The 15839-nt window shown below is 73.4% G+C and carries 12 protein-coding genes and 1 pseudogene; 10 read left to right on the plus strand and 3 right to left on the minus strand.

Translation table 11 applies throughout. The features are described 5' to 3' along the window. Positions 1 to 3: 3 nt before the first annotated feature. On the minus strand, positions 4 to 1473 hold the full coding sequence (locus FH608_RS52985; protein WP_226899960.1) for a hypothetical protein: 1470 nt from the start codon (positions 1471 to 1473) through the stop codon (positions 4 to 6). Beyond that, positions 1473 to 2669 carry a hypothetical protein gene (locus FH608_RS27510; protein WP_139633470.1) on the minus strand — a complete coding sequence of 399 codons (1197 nt, stop codon included), beginning with the start codon at positions 2667 to 2669 and terminating at the stop codon, positions 1473 to 1475. The genes FH608_RS52985 and FH608_RS27510 overlap by 1 nt, the downstream gene beginning before the upstream one ends. A 175-nt stretch (positions 2670 to 2844) precedes the next feature. Here FH608_RS27510 and FH608_RS27515 point away from each other — a divergent pair, with 175 nt between their 5' ends. The 10 genes from FH608_RS27515 (at position 2845) to FH608_RS27560 (ending at position 15396) form a co-directional block, all read left to right on the plus strand. After that, positions 2845 to 4980: a fibronectin type III domain-containing protein gene (locus tag FH608_RS27515; protein WP_139633471.1), complete on the plus strand. Its 2136-nt coding sequence runs from the start codon at positions 2845 to 2847 to the stop codon at positions 4978 to 4980. 13 nt (positions 4981 to 4993) lie between these two features. Next, the gene (locus FH608_RS27520; RefSeq protein ID WP_226899961.1) at positions 4994 to 6112 is read left to right on the plus strand and encodes an AAA family ATPase; all 1119 of its coding nucleotides are present in this window, start codon (positions 4994 to 4996) and stop codon (positions 6110 to 6112) included. A 1-nt stretch (position 6113) separates the two neighbouring features. Then, a complete protein-coding gene (locus FH608_RS27525; protein ID WP_226899962.1) occupies positions 6114 to 7223 on the plus strand; it encodes a DUF58 domain-containing protein in 1110 nt (369 codons plus the stop codon). Further along, complete coding sequence (locus tag FH608_RS27530; protein ID WP_139633472.1) at positions 7220 to 9418, plus strand: DUF3488 and transglutaminase-like domain-containing protein; 2199 nt, start codon at positions 7220 to 7222, stop codon at positions 9416 to 9418. Before FH608_RS27525 ends, FH608_RS27530 begins: the two co-directional genes overlap by 4 nt. A gap of 110 nt (positions 9419 to 9528) precedes the next feature. Further along, positions 9529 to 9921 carry a GntR family transcriptional regulator gene (locus tag FH608_RS27535; RefSeq protein WP_226899963.1) on the plus strand — a complete coding sequence of 131 codons (393 nt, stop codon included), beginning with the start codon at positions 9529 to 9531 and terminating at the stop codon, positions 9919 to 9921. Positions 9922 to 9985: 64 nt separating this feature from the next. Beyond that, on the plus strand, positions 9986 to 10876 hold the full coding sequence (locus FH608_RS27540) for an ABC transporter ATP-binding protein (protein WP_139633474.1): 891 nt from the start codon (positions 9986 to 9988) through the stop codon (positions 10874 to 10876). After that, a complete protein-coding gene (locus tag FH608_RS27545) occupies positions 10873 to 11922 on the plus strand; it encodes an ABC-2 transporter permease (RefSeq protein WP_139633475.1) in 1050 nt (349 codons plus the stop codon). Before FH608_RS27540 ends, FH608_RS27545 begins: the two co-directional genes overlap by 4 nt. After that, positions 11919 to 13340: a S41 family peptidase gene (locus FH608_RS27550; protein WP_139633476.1), complete on the plus strand. Its 1422-nt coding sequence runs from the start codon at positions 11919 to 11921 to the stop codon at positions 13338 to 13340. The genes FH608_RS27545 and FH608_RS27550 overlap by 4 nt, the downstream gene beginning before the upstream one ends. 12 nt (positions 13341 to 13352) lie before the next feature. Beyond that, positions 13353 to 14510, plus strand: coding sequence for an alpha/beta hydrolase family protein (locus FH608_RS27555; RefSeq protein ID WP_139633477.1), 1158 nt, complete (start codon positions 13353 to 13355; stop codon positions 14508 to 14510). 43 nt (positions 14511 to 14553) lie between these two features. Then, positions 14554 to 15396: a Clp protease N-terminal domain-containing protein gene (locus FH608_RS27560; protein WP_139633478.1), complete on the plus strand. Its 843-nt coding sequence runs from the start codon at positions 14554 to 14556 to the stop codon at positions 15394 to 15396. Positions 15397 to 15536: 140 nt separating this feature from the next. On the opposite strand, the pseudogene FH608_RS27565 reads toward FH608_RS27560, so the two are convergent. Further along, positions 15537 to 15839, minus strand: a pseudogene (locus FH608_RS27565) (hypothetical protein); the annotation flags it as partial.

The raw sequence follows: 15839 nt of genomic DNA on the forward strand, positions 1-15839 counted from the left end.
CTGCTACCCCCGTGGTTCTCTCGTCTGCGCCGATCTCCGGGCGCGTACGGCCGCCGCCAGCGGCGTGCTCGGACCGGCCGCCAGGATGAGCTCCTCCTGCAACCGCCGCCGGGCCGCCGGAGTGAGCCGGTGGAACTGCGGCCCCGGCACGTAACCGCCCGCCTCCTCGCCGGCCTTGACCTGGCTCAACAGCCCCGCGTGCCGCAACCCGCGCAACGCGGCCTCCAGCTCGCCGATGGGGAGCTGGGTGTGGCGGCGCAGCTCGTCCACCGGGGTGGGGTGCGGCGACAGCCATGAATCCTCGGGCAGCAGCCCCTCCGCCCTCGGGATCGCGACCGAATGGACGAGGACGAGCGTCAGGACCGCCCGCTCGCTCACCCCCAGCCCCGTCTCCGCGGCGTGGCGCCCACGCCCCGCGCCGCCACCGTCGCCCGCCACGGTGCGGTGGCCGGGCGGAGACCCGGCGTCGATCGAGGTGCCGTGGTGGGGCAGGGATCCGTCGCCGCTCGCGGTGCCGTGGTGATCGGGGGAGCCGGCTCCTGCCACGGCTTCTCCGGCGGCCTCGGGCGCCGCGTCCGGGACGGTGGCCCCCGCCTCACCGTCCGCCCGCGTGAGTGGCTCGTACGTGGTCGCCGCCCTGGCATGGGCGTCGTCGAAGCCGGAGGTCCAGCGGTCGCGGTGCTGGATCAGGGCACGGCCGCGCCTGGCCAGCATCTCACCCAGCGTGTGACGCAGCGCCGGGTCGCGCAGGGCGGCGAAGCGCACCTCCTGCACCGGCTCGGCGGCGTGCTCCACCGCCATGTACGCCGCCACCAGCTCCGCCCGCCGCCGCTCGTCATAGGCTCCCAGCACATCGCCGAACTCCGGCGCGCCACCCTCGACCCGGCCGCCCGCGCCCTCGGGGGCGGACTCGGCGGCGGCCACGATGTCGGCGTCGCGGACCACGGTCAGCTCGGGGCGCTCGGGCTCGGGCAGGCGGCGTACGAGCTCCTGCAGCTGCGCGTGCGACTCGACCGGCCACAGCGCGCAGCGCGGGCCGAGGACGACCACGCCGTCGCTCATGACGATCCACGCCGAGTCGTGCAGGCGGCGCAGCGCGCCGATCGCCCAGTTGCGCATCAGGTCGTCGGTGCGGCCGATCAGCGCGCGGTACGTGTCGAGCACCAGCTCCACGGGCGCCGGGCGGCCTGGCCACGGGTCGACGGACAGGTCGGCCCAGCAGCACTTGAGCACGGCCGCCAGCACCCGGCGCGTCTCGCCGGCCCGCTCCACCGGAACGGGCGCCACCTGGTACTCCTCCAGCAACGACGGCGTCACCCCGTCGGGCCACACCGGCAACGCCTGGCCTGTGGCGTCGGGACGGGTGAGCCGCACCATCCCGGCCGGCGCGGGCACGCCGGCGTCCAGCCACAGCGGCCCGCCCGCCCGCGCCCGCACATGAGCGACGGCGCCCGAGTGGTCGGTGGAAGTCATCACGTGCGCTCCAGGTAGCCGTGGGAGAGCCAGGACGGCTCCCCCTCGGGGTCGATCGTGAGCCCGTCGGACCACGCCAGCCGGTAGGGAAGCTCCGGCCGCAGATCCACGGTCGTCAGGTCGGCGAGCACGCGCCGCGCCGACGGCCAGTCGTCGCCGAGCACGTCGGCCAGGGCGACCCGGGAGCCGTCGCCCAGCAGCGACTCGGCCACCTCGCGCAGCCGCTCCGCGGCCGCGTCGGGCGAGCTGTCGAGCGCGGAGTCAGGCCCGGGATCGGGCAGGTGGGAGCGCGGGGGAGTGGGCTGCGCGGGGGCGGGGCGCGGGGCCTCGTCCACGGCCCTGGCGATGGCGGCCGGGTCGTGCCACGGCGCGGGCGCGTCGAAGACGAACCCGTCGAGCACGGCCGCCAGCCGCTCCCGCGACGCGGTCTGCGCGAACGTGCGCCACGTTTCGGTCGGCAGCAACGTCAGGTTGCGCGTGGTGCCGGCCGAGTCGGCCAGGCGGCCGGCGGCGCGGCGGGAGGCGTCGCTGTAGGCGTAGATCGCCGCCCGCAGGTCGGTGCAGACCCGGTCGAGCTCGGGCCAGCGGGTCAGGATGGTGCCGTGCAGGCCCTGCGCGCGCCGGGCGATCTCCTCGGTGCCCCAGAGCTTGGGCGCCTGCTCGCGCAGCTCCTCGATGGTGCCCGTGGTGAGGGTGATCAGCTCCAGCGCCCACAGCCGGAACGCCCGCGCCAGGTTGACCGCGCTCTGCCGGGCCTCCTCCATCGTGGTGCGCGGATCGGCGACGTTGAGGTCTTCGAGCGCCAGCAGCCGGTGCATCTCCGACTGGCCGCCGTCGGACATCATCCGCCTGATGAACATCAGCCCCACGACGCTGGTGAACGAGGCGCGGTAACGCAGCTGGTTGGGCTTGGGGAACACCTCGCGGACGGCCCCGAGCCCCTTGAGCACCCGCAGCCGGTTGTCGAACTGGTCGGCCGGATAGGCCCGGCAGGCGAAGCGCATCTGCTCGTGCGTCAGCCACTCCTCGCCGGCCTCCGCGAACGCCGAGAACAACGTCTCGGCGATGTCGACCAGGGCAGGGTCGTCGACCACCGCCCCGCTGTCGCGCGCCAGCGCGGCGAACATCCGGCGGTAGGTCGACAGGACGGCCTCGTCGGTGAGGACGGCGTCGAGGGTCAGAGGCTCTTCCGGCACGGGGACTAAGGTACGGCTTCGCACCGACAGTCTCGGTACTCGACGGCAACCTCAGAAGCGCTACCAGCCAGTATCTACGCATGAGCGACCGGTGAACGCTAATGTGATGCCCGATAATCGGGGGCAAAACGCTATGTAGTCGTACATACGGGGTGAGTTACGCGTGCGGAGGCGCATGCTCCGAGGAGACAGGGCCACAGCGGTGATCGCCGGCGCGGTGGCCACGATCCTGGTGGCCGCGGCCGCGTGGTTCGGCGTGGGCGTGTCCAGCGCCAGCCCCAAGCTGGCCGACGTCGGCGCCTGGCTCTGGACCACGGCCAGAGGCAAGATCGTGCACGTCAACGGCCTGTCGGGCGAGGTCGACGGCTATCTGAACGACAAGGCGGGCCGGCAGCTGCGCGTCGTGCAGGACGGCGGCAACGTGCTGCTCGTCGACGACAGCACCGGCTACGTCAGCCGCGTCGAGCCCAGCCAGCTGACCGTCTCCCAGACCCGCGACCTCGGCGCGGCCGGGCTGCAACTGGCGGTGTCCGGCAGGACCGCGTACGCCGTGGACCCCGCCTCCGGCAAGGTCCAGCAGATCGACCCCGTCACCCTCAACACCGTCGGCACCCCGATCACGCTGCCGGGGCCGCTCGGCGCGGCCCGCATCGACGGCGGCGGCCGCCTGTGGGTGCCCGTGACCGCCAAGGGCGAGGTCGTGCCCGTCACCAAGGGCGTGGCGGCGGCACCGCTCAAGGTCGGCGAGCCGGGCGAGGAGCTGTCGGTCACCATCGCCGGCGGCCTGCCGGTCGTGGTCAACACCCGCGCCGCCACCGCCACGATCATCGGCGCCGACGGCGGCGTCGGCGAGATCACGCTGCCCAAGGGCGTGGCCCAGGCCGCCCAGGGCGGCGTGCTCACCCCGGCCACGACCGAGGGCTCCCTGGTCCCGATCCTGACGCCGGGCGACTCGGGGCTGCTCGTGGTCATCGACACCGCCTCCAACGCGGTGCTCAGCACCAAGGTCGAGGCGGACGACCCCGGCAACCTCGGGGTGCCGCAGGTGCTGGGCACGAAGGTGTACGTGCCGGACCAGGGCCACGGCTCGCTGATCGTCTGGGACAGCGCGGACGGCGGCCGGCCCACGACCCTCCAGGTGGCCGAGAAGCCGGGCCCGGTGGACGTGTTCGTCAAGGACGGCCTGCTCTGGGCCAACGACGAGAACGGCGACAAGGCCGTCGTCATCGACCCGGAAGGCCGCAAGCACGACATCGACAAGGACGACTCCGACGTACCGGGGCCGACCAGCACCCCCAAACCCAAGCAGACGCCGCGCACCGACCCCACCCAGACGGACGACACGGACCAGACGGTGGACCGGCCCGACCCCCTCCCGACGCGCACGGAGCCGGCCCGCCCCACGCGTACCCGTGAGAGCGAGGAGCCCACGCCGACGCGCGAACCGACCAGGTCACCCACGCCCACTCCCACCCCCACGCCGACGCCCAGCGCGCCCTCCCCGCCCGGCGCCGTGAGCGCCAGGTCCGGGCCCGGCACGGTGACGGTGAGCTTCAGCCCGTCCACCGGCGGCGAGGTCGAGCGGTACACGCTGAAGACCACCTCCGGTGGCGGCAGGCCGATGCCGGAGTCGGTGGACGCGAACGGGCCGTTCCGGTTCGAGTTCACGGGCGGGGACTGCGCGAGCGAGTACACGTTCGTGGTGGTCGCGCACTGGGCGGGCGGCGAGGTCGAGTCGGAGCCGAGCGCCGGGGCCAAGCCGTGCGTGGCGCCCGGCTCCCCGAGCGGGTTCGCCGCCAAGGCCAAGAACCGGGGCGCCGACCTGAGCTGGAGCGCCCCCGCCAACGCCGGTGACGGCGTCACCTACGAGCTGACCGGCGCCGCCACGAACAGCGGCATCACGGGCACCTCGTTCTCGGTCGGCGGGCTGAAGAACAACCAGAAGTACACGTTCAAGCTCAAGGCCAAGAACGCGGCCGGCGAGAGCCCCGACGTCGCCACGACCGAGGTGGACCTGGCCTACCCGAGGCACGCCTACAAGAACGCCAACAACGACCAGACCAACTCCAAGATCAACTCGTGCGCCACGGGCGGCTGCCAGATCGGGCAGATCGACAAGGGCAAGTACCTGAACCTGACGGTGATCTGCCAGGTCAAGGGCATGTCGGTGCACGAGGACCAGTCCAACGAGACCAGCAGCATCTGGGACAGGATCGAGTGGAAGGGGGGCACCGCCTACATCAGCGACACCCTGATGACCACGCCGCGCGGCGGCTTCCCGGCCGCGCCGCTCTTCGAGTGCACCGACTGAGGAGGGGTCTCGGTTGACCCAGTACCACTACCAGGACCCGTTCGAGCAGACCTCGCAGCCGTACCAGCAGCAGCCGCAGCACTCTGAGCAGAGCTACCAGCAGCCCCCGCAGCACGCCGAGCAGTCCTACCCGCAGCACCACGCCGAGCTGTCCTACCAGCAGCAGCCGCAGCAGCAGAGCGCGCAGCTGGCCGGGCAGTTCTCGCAGCGCTTCCAGCTGCTCGCCACCAACATCGAGCGCATCATCCGAGGCAAGCACGAGGCGATCGAGCTGGCCCTGATCTGCCTCTTCTCCGAGGGCCACCTCCTCGTCGAGGACGTGCCGGGCACCGGCAAGACCACGCTCGCCCGGTCCGTCGCGGCCAGCGTGGACGCCGAGTGGCGGCGCATCCAGTTCACCCCCGACCTGCTGCCGAGCGACATCACCGGCGTGTCGATCTTCAACCAGGCGCACCAGAAGTTCGAGTTCCACCACGGCCCTGTCTTCGCCAACATCGTGCTCGCGGACGAGATCAACCGCGCCTCCCCGAAGACCCAGGCCGCGCTGCTGGAGGTCATGGAGGAGCGCAGGGTCACGGTGGACGCCGAGCCGCATCCGGTGCCCAGGCCGTTCCTGGTGGTGGCCACGCAGAACCCGGTCGACATGGACGGCACGTACCCGCTGCCCGAGGCGCAGCTGGACCGGTTCCTGATGAAGATCTCCGTCGGCTACCCCGACCACGTCTCGGAGGTGGAGGTGCTCAAAGGCATGCCGACGGGACCGCAGGTCGAGCGGTTGCCGGTGGTCGCGCGCGCGTCCGACGTGTCGGGAATGATCGACTTCGCCTCGCGCATCCACGTGGCCGACCCGGTCTACGACTACATCGTCGCGCTGTGCGCGGCCACCCGCACCAGCCCGCACCTCAAGCTCGGCGCCAGCCCCCGGGGCAGCCTGGCGCTGCTGCGCGCGGCCAGGGTCAAGGCGGCCGCCGCCGGGCGCCACTACGTGGTGCCGGAGGACGTCAAGGCGCTGGCCGTGCCGGTGCTGGCGCACCGCCTGATCCTCACCCCCGAGGCGGAGCTGCGGGAGGTCACCGCGGCGGCCGCGCTCGGCGAGATCCTCGCCGGGATGCCGGTGCCGCAGGCGGCGTAGCGTGCGGCCGACGACGGTGAACCGGCTGACGGCGGTGCTGACCCCGCTCGGGTGGGGCACGCTGGCCGGGTCCGCCGTGCTGTACGCGGCCGGGTTCGCGCTCGGCTACCCCGAGCCGGTCGTGCTCGCCACCGGCGGCCTGCTCGCCCTGGCGCTCGCGCTCGCCTGGACCGCTCCCAAGCCGCGCCTGGAGGTGCGCCGCGAGGTCACGCCGCTGAAGGTGCCGCGCGGGGAGGCCGCCGTGGCCGTGCTCAACGTCACCAACCTCGGCCGCCGCGCCCTGTCGGGGCTGCGGGCCCAGGACCGGATCGGCGCCTCGGAGCACACGGTCGACCTGCCCAGACTGCCGAAGGGGGGCGCGCGCACGGTGTCGTACCCGCTGCCGACGGACGTGCGCGGCGAGATCCCGGTGGGGCCGCTGCTGCTCGTGCGGGCCGACCCGTTCGGGCTCACGCGCCGCGTCAGGGAGTACGGCTCGCCCGTCACCCTCCTGGTACGGCCCCGCACGGTCGCGCTGCCCGTCCCGCCGTCCGGCCGGGCCCACCACCTGGAGGGCCCCACCAGCGACAACGCGCCCAGCGGCACGGTCACCTTCCACACCCTGCGCGAGTACGTGGTCGGCGACGACCTGCGCCACGTCCACTGGCGATCCAGCGCCCGCACGGGCACGCTCATGGTCCGCCAGCTCATCGACGCGAGCCTGCCGACCACCACGGTCGTCCTGGACACCCGCGACCTGACGGAACCGGCCGTGGACGCCGCGGCCTCGGTCGCGCTGGCCGCCGCCAGGGCCGGCTTCCCGGTACGGCTCATCACCGGCGAAGGACCCGTACCGGACATCAAGGACCCCGAATCGGTGCTGGACCGCCTGGCCCTCGTGCGGGCGGGCACGGCCGGGGTCACGGAGCCGATGCGGGTGGCCAGGGGCGGCGGCTCCCTGGTCCTCGTCACGGCGGACCCGGCGGAGGCCGGGCGCGCCGCCGGGGTCCGCCGCCGCTTCGACCGGGTGATCTGCGTGTACGTCGGCGCGGGACAGGTCGCCGTGCCCGGCGTCACCGTCCTGCCGATGGCCGCGCTGGAGGAGCTGCCGCTCGCGTGGAGGTCCCGATGACCCGCCACGCCTCGCGCCCCGGCCCGCCCGCGCCCGCGGAGACGTGGCGGGACGGTTCCGCACAGGAACGGCGGGACGGCACGGTGCAGGGGCGGCGGGACGGCACGGTGCAGGGCCGGCGGGACGGGACGGTGCAGGGCCGGCGGGACGGGACGGCGTTGTGGCGGCGGGCGGCCGGAGCGGCGCTGGTCGCGGCCGTCGCCGGCACCGCGGGCTGGGGCTTCCACCGCGTCTTCCCCGACCCCGGCCTGCTGCTCGCCGTCGTCCCGGCGGCCACCGCGCCCGCGGCCGTCGCCGCCCTCGCCCGCAGCCGCCCCCTGTGGCTGGCCCTCGCCCTCGACGTCGTCCTCTGGTTCGCCGGCACCATCCCCCTCTACCAGGGCGTCGAGCCCGGGATCGTCGCCGACGTGGCGAACTCCTGGCACGCGCTGCTCACCACCCTCCTCCCCGCCCAACCCGAGCCGCGCCTGCTCGTCCTCGTGCACACCCTCGTCTGGGCGGCCGCCACGATCGGCGCCGAGACCGTGGCGAGGACCCGTACCAGGATCGTGGCCGCCGTCCCCGCCTTGCTCGTCTTCGGCGCGGCGCTGCTCCTGGGCGTGGACGGCGAGGGCTCGAACCTGCCGGTCGCGGCGGCGCTGTTCGTGCTCGTCGCGGCGCTGGCGCTGCTGCGCGACGACCGGCCGCCGCTCTGGCTGCTCGCCGGCATCCCGGCCGCCGCCGCGCTGGCCGCGCTGGCGCTGGTCGTGGGCCCGCTGCTGCCGATCGCCGCCCGCCCGTACAACCCGCGCGACGCCGCCGACCTCCCGCCGCCCCGGCAGGTCGACAGCGTCAGCCCGCTGGACCGGGTCTCGGCGTGGCTGCAGATCCCCGACAGGGAGCTGTTCACCGTCGAGGCCGGCGAACCGCTCAACTGGCGGCTGGCCGTGCTCGACCGGTACGACGGCGTGCGCTGGACCTCCGGCGCGAGCTTCCGGGCCACCGGCGGCCAGGTGCCCGAGGGTGAGTGGACGGGCGAGGTGGACGTCGTCCGGCAGAGGGTGACGTTCGACGGCCTGCCGGGCACCTGGCTGCCCGCCGCCGAGCGGCCCGAGCAGGTCAGCGGCGTGCGCGGCCTCGCGGTCGACCCCGATAGCGGGGCGCTGATCGCCGAGCGGGCGCCCGCCAGGGGGACGAGCTACGAGGTGACCTCGCGGGTGCCCAAGCCGTCCAAGGAGGACCTGCTCGCCGCCACCCCCGCGAACGACCCGAGCCTGACGGCGTTCCCGGCCGGGCCGCAGGAGCGGCTGTTCCAGCGGCTCGCCCAGGAGGCCACCAAGGGCGCGACCACGCCGATCACGCAGGCGTACCGGCTGCAGCGCTACCTGCGCACCAGCGCGAGCTACGACGTCACCGCGCCCCCGGGGCACTCGCTCAAGGGGCTGGAGTTCTTCCTGCAGACGACGCACCGGGGGACGTCGGAGCAGTTCGCGTCCGCGTTCGCGCTCATGGCGAGGACGCTCGGGCTGCCGTCACGGGTCGTGGTGGGCTTCCGGCCCGGGCAGGAGTCCGGTGGGGTCTACCACGTCAGGTCGGGCCACGTGATGGCGTGGGCGGAGATCAAGTTCGACGGGCTGGGCTGGCGGCCGTTCTACCCCACGCCGGGGCGCAGCGGCGCCAAGGACGACCACGACGTCGTGTCCTCGTCCATCGAGGAGAGCGAGAAGCTGGAGAGCGAGCTCGGCAAGGGCGGGAGCGACCGGGCCGAGCCGTCCCGGCCGAAGCCCACGGGGAACGGTGAGGAGCCCGCGAGCGGCCCGCCGGCCTGGGTGTGGGCGTCGGTTGCGGGCGGGGCGCTGCTGGCGGCGTACGCGGGGGTGGTGGTGGCCCTGCCGTGGTGGCGGCGGCGCCGGCGCCGCCGGGCGCAGGGGCCGGAGCTGCGCGTGCTGGGCGCGTGGCGGCAGGCCTGCGACGATCTGGGTCTCAAGGGCCGGGACGCGCTCACGGCCGAGGACGTCGTCGTCCAGCAATCCGGCGAGATAGCCGCAAATATCGCGCCGTTGGCGGAAATCTTTAACTATGTCCGGTACGCGCCGGACACGGCCACCGAGGACGCCGCCACCGCCGCCTGGCAGCGCAGCGACGCCGTCCGCCGGGCCGTACGCGCCGCGACCCCGCTCACCACCCGCCTGCGCGACCGCCTGCTCCTGCGCTGACACCCGCCTGAGAGTCCCGGGGACGCCCGGTCGCCTTCGCCTGCCTTCTTTACCGGCTCCATACATGTAAGAATCTAAAGTCCTAGGACAGTAGATAAATGGAGATTTCGGTGATCGAGTTCCATCTGGATGCGAAGTCCGGCCTCTCGCCGTACCTGCAGCTGGTCCAGCAGGTACGGCACGCGCTCCGGCTCGGCATGCTGCGGGAGGGCGACCAGCTGCCGACCGTCAAGGAGGTCGTGGCGCAACTGGCGATCAACGCCAACACCGTCCTCAAGGCGTACCGGGAGCTCGAGCACGAGGGCCTGGTCGCCGCCCGGCCGGGGGTCGGGACGTTCGTGACGGCGACGCTCACCGACACCTCGCTGGCCGCGCACGGCCCGCTGCGGCTGGAGCTGCGGCGGTGGCTGGCCAAGGCCCGCAGGGCGGGCCTCGACGACGAGAGCATCGAGGCCCTCTTCATGACCACTTTTCGGACCGCCGCTGAGGAGGACATAGCGTGACCGAGCGAAGCGAGGCCACCAGCAGGCACAGCGCCTACGTCATGAAGGCTCCGGAGGAGCTCTCATGACGTCCGTCCTGGAGGCCCATGGACTGGGCAAGAGATACGGCAGGCGCTGGGCGCTGCGCGAGTGCAGCATCGACATCCCGGCGGGCCACGTCGTCGGGCTCGTGGGCCCCAACGGAGCCGGCAAGACCACGCTGCTGAAGCTGGCCAGCGGCCAGCTGGAGCCCACGACGGGCGGCATCACCGTGCTGGGCGGCCGCCCCGCCGGCGGCCGCGCGCAGCTCGCCAAGGTCGGCTTCGTCGCGCAGGACACCCCCGTCTACGCCGGGCTGAGCGTCGCCGACCACCTGCGGCTGGGCGCGCGGCTCAACCTCCGCTGGGACGCCGCCATGGCGCGGGAGCGCATCGCCCGGCTCGGCCTCGCCCCGGCCCAGCGCGCCGGCAAGCTGTCGGGCGGCCAGCGCGCCCAGCTCGCCCTCACCCTGGGCCTGGCCAAGCGGCCCGAGCTGCTGATCCTGGACGAGCCCGTGGCCTCGCTCGACCCCCTGGCCCGCCGGGAGTTCATGCAGGGGCTCATGGAGGCCACCGTCGAGCACGAGTTCAGCGTCGTGCTCTCGTCCCATCTGGTCTCCGACCTGGAACGGGTCTGCGACTTCCTGATCGTCATCGTCGACTCCCGCGTCCAGGTGGCGGGGGAGACCGACAAGCTGCTGGCCACCCACTACCGGCTCACCGGCCCGCGCCGCGATCCCGACCGGCTGCCCGCCGACCAGCACGTCATCTCCGCCAGCCACACCGAGCGGCAGAGCACGTACGTGATCCGTACCGACGCCCCGATCCACGACCCCGCCTGGACGGTCACCGGGCTCAGCCTGGAGGACCTCGTCCTCGCCTACATGGACAGGCGCACCGTGGAGAACCGGCGGGTCGCCCTGGAGGTGCGGCGATGATCTGGCTGACCTGGCGCCAGTTCCGCGGGGCGGCCGCGATGACGGCCGCCGTGCTCGTCGTGCTCGCCGTCGCCCTGGCCCTGACCGGCCCCGGCCTGTCCTCCGGCTACTCCACCGGAATCGCCTCCTGCGTGCAGAGCGACAGCTGCAAGAACTTCTACGACCAGTTCTTCGGCACGTACCAGCTCCCCTTCCTGGCCGTCAGCCTGGTCGTGCTGCTCCTGCCCGCCCTCGTCGGGCTCTTCTGGGGAGCGCCGCTGATCACCCGCGAGCTGGAGGCGGGCACGCACCTGCTGGTGTGGAACCAGGGCATCACCCGCGCCCGCTGGCTGACGGTCAAGCTCGGGCTCATCGGCCTGGTCGCGATGGCCGCCACGTGCCTGTGCGGCCTCGCGGTGACCTGGTGGTCGAGCCCACTCGACAAGTCGGCCCCCGAGGAGCTGGCCCTGATGGCTCCGCTGGTGTTCGGGGCGCGCGGCATCGCCCCGATGGGGTACGCGGCCTTCGCCTTCGCCCTCGGCGTGACCGTGGGCATGCTGGTGCGCCGCACGCTGCCCGCCATGGCCCTCACCCTGGCCGTCTTCGCCGCGCTCCAGCTCGCCATGCCGCTGCTGGTCCGTCCCCACCTGATGCCGCCGGTCACGGGCACCTTCGAGCTCAGCGAGAGCAACATGGACCACTTCGGCATCCCCCGGCACGGAGCCGGGCCCCCGGACATCGCCCTGAAGGACGCCGTTCCCGGCGACGCGGGCGCCTGGGTGCTCTCCAACGAGCTGCTCGATCCGTCGGGACGCCCGATCGCCGGCGCCGGCCAGGGGGCGCCCATCGAGGTCTCCACGACGTCGGGACCGTGCGCACCGTCGGGAGGGACCGGCATGGACCTGTGCCTGGTCGAGATCAACCGGCTCGGCTACCGGCAGCAGGCGACCTACCAGCCCCTTGAGCGCTTCTGGCCCTTCCAGTGGATCGAGACCGGGATCTACGCCCTGCTCACCGCCGGCCTCACCTGGTTCTCCTTCTGGTGGATCAGAAGGCGCCTGTCATGAACGCCGTGAGGGCCGCGGCCGCCGGGCTCGCCCTCCTGCTGGCGGCGGCCTGCACCGCGCCGACGCCGCCGCGCAGTCATGCGAGCGCGCCGGGCGGCACGGTCTGCGCGCCGCCCCAGAAACCCCCCGAGGCGGAGACGCCCACCACGATCGACGTCATCGAGCAGGCGTACTTCTGCATCCTCGGCACCTACTACAGCGGCTCCACCCTCGACGCCCGCTCGCTGCTGCTCGCCGGATTCGTCGCCCTGACGCGGGAGCTCAACCGCAACGGGCACGACCTGCCCGAGGCCACCATGCCCGCGCTGGCCGGCGACCGGAAGGCCGACTGGGCCGCGTTCGAGACCGCCTACCGGAAGATCACCGATCAGGTGCCCGACCTGCGCGACACGCTGGCCGTCGTCACCCTCGAAGCCCTCGTGGCCGCCCTCGGCGACGATCACGCCAGCTGGGCGCACGGCGGCGGCGAGCGCCCGCCCGGCTACTACGACGGCGACGGCTACGGCCTGGGCCTCCAGGCCAGCGTCTACGGCCCGCAGCTGGACGGCAATCCCGGCGTCGCCCTGCCCCCGCTGTTCGTCACCACCGTGCAGGGCGGCGCGGCGCGGGCCGCCGGGCTGCGGCCGGGAGACGTCATCGAAGCGGTCAACGGCTCCGCACCCTTCATCGACGGCGAGCCCACCCCCGCGATCCCCGCCCTCTACCCGCGCTACCCGGAGGCGCGCCCGGTCCGGCTGCGGCTCCTGCGCCGGACCACCGGCCGCCGCTGGAGCGTGACGCTCAAGCCCGGCCTCTACCAGCGGAACCTGGCCGAGCTCCAGGTGGTGCAGTCGAAGCTGCTGGACGATGGCGTCGCGTACGTGCGGATGCGCGGGTTCGCGCCGGACTCGGCGGACCGGGTGCTCAAGGCCATCGCCAGGCTGCGCGAGGGCCGGACGCTGTCCGGCGTCGTGCTGGACCTGCGCGGCAACGGCGGCGGCAGCCCGACGGAGGCGGTCCGGCTGGTGAGCGCGTTCGTGCACGGCAAGGCCACCGCCTACACCTGCGCCGTGGACGGCACGTGCCAGGCCCTGCGGACCGACGACACCGTCGAGCTGGTCGGCCTGCCGCTGATGGCGCTCACCGACCGCGGCTGCGCCTCGGCGTGCGAGCACTTCAGCTCGGCGGCCAAGGACCTGGGCTTCGGCCGGCTGATCGGCACCAGGACCGCCGGCGTCATCTCCGGGCCGGCGCAGTCGTACCTGCTGCGCAACAACACCATGCTGAGCCTCCCCGCGAGGCACCACCTGGGGCCGGATCGCGAGGTGATCGACCGGATCGGCGTGGCGCCCGACCACTACGTGCCGACGACCCCGAAGGACGCGGCCGCCGGGCGCGACCCCGTGCTGGCCAAGGCGCTGACCTTGCTGCACCAGTGAAGGGACCTCCCGATGAGACACCTCCTGGCCGTCGCCGCGGGACTGGCCGTCCTCGCCGCGTCCGCCTGCTCCGCGCCCGTGCCGCCCCGGTCCGACACCGTCCCCTCGGCCAAGCCGACCGGCCCCGCCACCCTGCCGGCCCCCACCGGCGACCATCCGGTCGGCACCACCGCCCTGTACCTGACGGACACCTCCCGCCCCGACCCCTGGAACCTCGACGCCGACGCCCGGGAACTCAAGGTCACCCTGTGGTACCCGACCGAGCAGCGGGACGGGGAGCGGGCGCCGTACATGACGCCCGAGGAGTCGGAGCTCGTGCTGAAGGGCTCGAAGATCGCGGCCATACCGTTCGACGCGCTGAGCAGGACGCGTACGAACGCCTTCAAGGACGCGAAGCCCGCGGGGCGGAGGCTGCCGCTGGTGGTGCTCTCGCCCGGCTTCACCAAGCCCGTGAGCACGCTCACGTCCCTGGCCGAGGACCTGGCCAGCCGCGGGTACGTCGTGGCCGGTATCGACCACACCTACGAGAGCTACGCCACGACCCTCGCCGACGGGCGGGTCGCCGAGTGCCTCGCGTGCGACAGCGACACCGACCCCGGCTTCGGCCCCTTGGTGGTCCAGGGGCGGGCGGCCGACGTCTCGTACGTGCTCGACCGGTTGCCGTCGAGGTGGGACGGGTCGCGCGTGCTCGACCTGTCCAGGATCGCGATGGTCGGCCAGTCGATCGGCGGGGCCGGCGCCATCGCGGCCATGGTGAAGGACCCGCGCGTGCGCGCCGGGATCGACATGGACGGCACCACGTACGCCCGGATCCCCAAGAGCGGGTTCTCCCGGCCGTTCATGTTCATGGGGTCGCCGCAGCACACCGTGGGCGGGCGCGACCCCTCGTGGGACCGCGACTGGAAGCTGCTGACCGGGTGGAAGCGCTGGCTCGTGCTGTCGGGCGCGGAACACCAGTCCTTCACCGACGGCCCCTTGCTGACGGGCGCCTACGGCGTCGAGCCCGCTTACGGCGTCATGGCGGCGGCGCGCTCCTCCGAGCTGACCCGGACGTACGTGGCGGCCTTCCTGGACAGACACCTGAAGTCGCAGCCGCGGCCCCTCCTGGACAAGCCGTCCTCGCGCTACCCCGAGGTGACCTTCTGCCCCGCGACGTGCGACCGATCCTGAGCCGGGGATTGTCCTGTAACCCCTAGGGGGTTACAGTGGGGGCATGCCGAAGATCAACGTGTATTTGCCGGACGAGCTCGCCGAAGCCGTCAAGGAGAGCGGCGTGCCGGTGTCGGCCGTCTGCCAGCGCGCGCTGGAGCAGGCGGTGCGGCGGGTGACCGCCATCAGGCAGACCGTCCTGGCTGACGTCGACTGGGACCAGCCGTCGGGAGCGCTGACCCACCTGACGCAGCGGGCGCGCGCCGTCCTCAAGCTCGCCGCCGACCGGGCGGGGGCCGAGGGGGCGGCGAGCGTCGGGACCGAGCACCTGCTCGCCGGCATGCTGGCGGAGGGCGGCAACCTGGCGCTGCGCGTCCTGGAGGCCATGGACATCGACGTCGACCAGGTCGGCCGCGACCTCGCCCGCCACCTCCCCACCCCCGAGCCGGCCCCTGCCGGATCCGCCACCTCCGGGTCGGCCACCTCCGGATCCGCCACCCCCGGGTCGGCCACCTCCGAGCCGGCCGCCGCCGGGCCGCGCACGTTCAGCGGGGACGCCGCCAACGCCCTCGAGTTCGCCGTCACCGAGGCCACCTCCCTCGGCCACAACTACGTCGGCTGCGAGCACCTGCTGCTCGGCCTGGTCGCCGAGCCCGACGGGAGCGCCGGCCAGGTCCTGCGCGCACTGGGCGCCGACTCCCGGCTCACCCGCCGCGCCGTCACCGCCGCTCTGGCCGGCTACGTCCACCTACGCGCCCAGGCCCAGCAGCAGAGCACCCCGGCTCCAGGGCAGGGGCAGGGTCAGGCCCAGGTCCAGGCACTGCTGACCGCGGCGATCAGGAACGAGCTGCAACCCCTCGTCCAGCGCCTCGAACGCCTGGAGGAGCGGGTCGGCACGGACACCTGAGAGGCCCGGTTGACCACCACCGGCCGGGGGCACGCGCTCACCGCGTTACGCGTCACCATCGCCACCTTGATCGTGGTCGGCATGGTGATCGCGGCAACGTGGTGAGCCGCGGCCCTGGAGAAGGTGCAGCGGGGCCGGGCTCAGATGAACAGATCGTCGAGGGTGTGGGCGGTGGCGGCGCGGGTGAGCCAGGTTTCGAGTTGGGCGAGGTCGGTGCAGGAGGTGATCCGGACGCGGGCATCCTCTGGCACGTGGAAGCCGCGGGCGGTCAGCACGAGCAGGATCGACTTGGCCCCCTCTTCCGCCTTGCCCTCGACCTTACCCTCAGCTTTGCCTTCTGCTCGGCCTTGCGCTTTGCCCTTGATCTGGCCTTCTTCGAGGCCGCGGCCGTAGTGTTCGCGGGCGAAGGGGCTGTAGACGGGCCAGTCGGTGGACGTCATGAT

Origin of the sequence: Nonomuraea phyllanthi (assembly GCF_006334985.2) — a bacterium.
Lineage (GTDB): Bacteria > Actinomycetota > Actinomycetes > Streptosporangiales > Streptosporangiaceae > Nonomuraea > Nonomuraea phyllanthi.

What these genes read in the sequence shown, in the direction of transcription:
- FH608_RS52985 (WP_226899960.1), bottom strand. Translation starts at nt 1,473, where the DNA reads ATGACTTCCACCGACCACTCGGGCGCCGTCGCTCATGTGCGGGCGCGG.
- FH608_RS27515 (WP_139633471.1), top strand. Translation starts at nt 2,845, where the DNA reads ATGCTCCGAGGAGACAGGGCCACAGCGGTGATCGCCGGCGCGGTGGCC.
- FH608_RS27530 (WP_139633472.1), top strand. Translation starts at nt 7,220, where the DNA reads ATGACCCGCCACGCCTCGCGCCCCGGCCCGCCCGCGCCCGCGGAGACG.
- FH608_RS27540 (WP_139633474.1), top strand. Translation starts at nt 9,986, where the DNA reads ATGACGTCCGTCCTGGAGGCCCATGGACTGGGCAAGAGATACGGCAGG.
- FH608_RS27545 (WP_139633475.1), top strand. Translation starts at nt 10,873, where the DNA reads ATGATCTGGCTGACCTGGCGCCAGTTCCGCGGGGCGGCCGCGATGACG.
- FH608_RS27550 (WP_139633476.1), top strand. Translation starts at nt 11,919, where the DNA reads ATGAACGCCGTGAGGGCCGCGGCCGCCGGGCTCGCCCTCCTGCTGGCG.
- FH608_RS27555 (WP_139633477.1), top strand. Translation starts at nt 13,353, where the DNA reads ATGAGACACCTCCTGGCCGTCGCCGCGGGACTGGCCGTCCTCGCCGCG.
- FH608_RS27560 (WP_139633478.1), top strand. Translation starts at nt 14,554, where the DNA reads ATGCCGAAGATCAACGTGTATTTGCCGGACGAGCTCGCCGAAGCCGTC.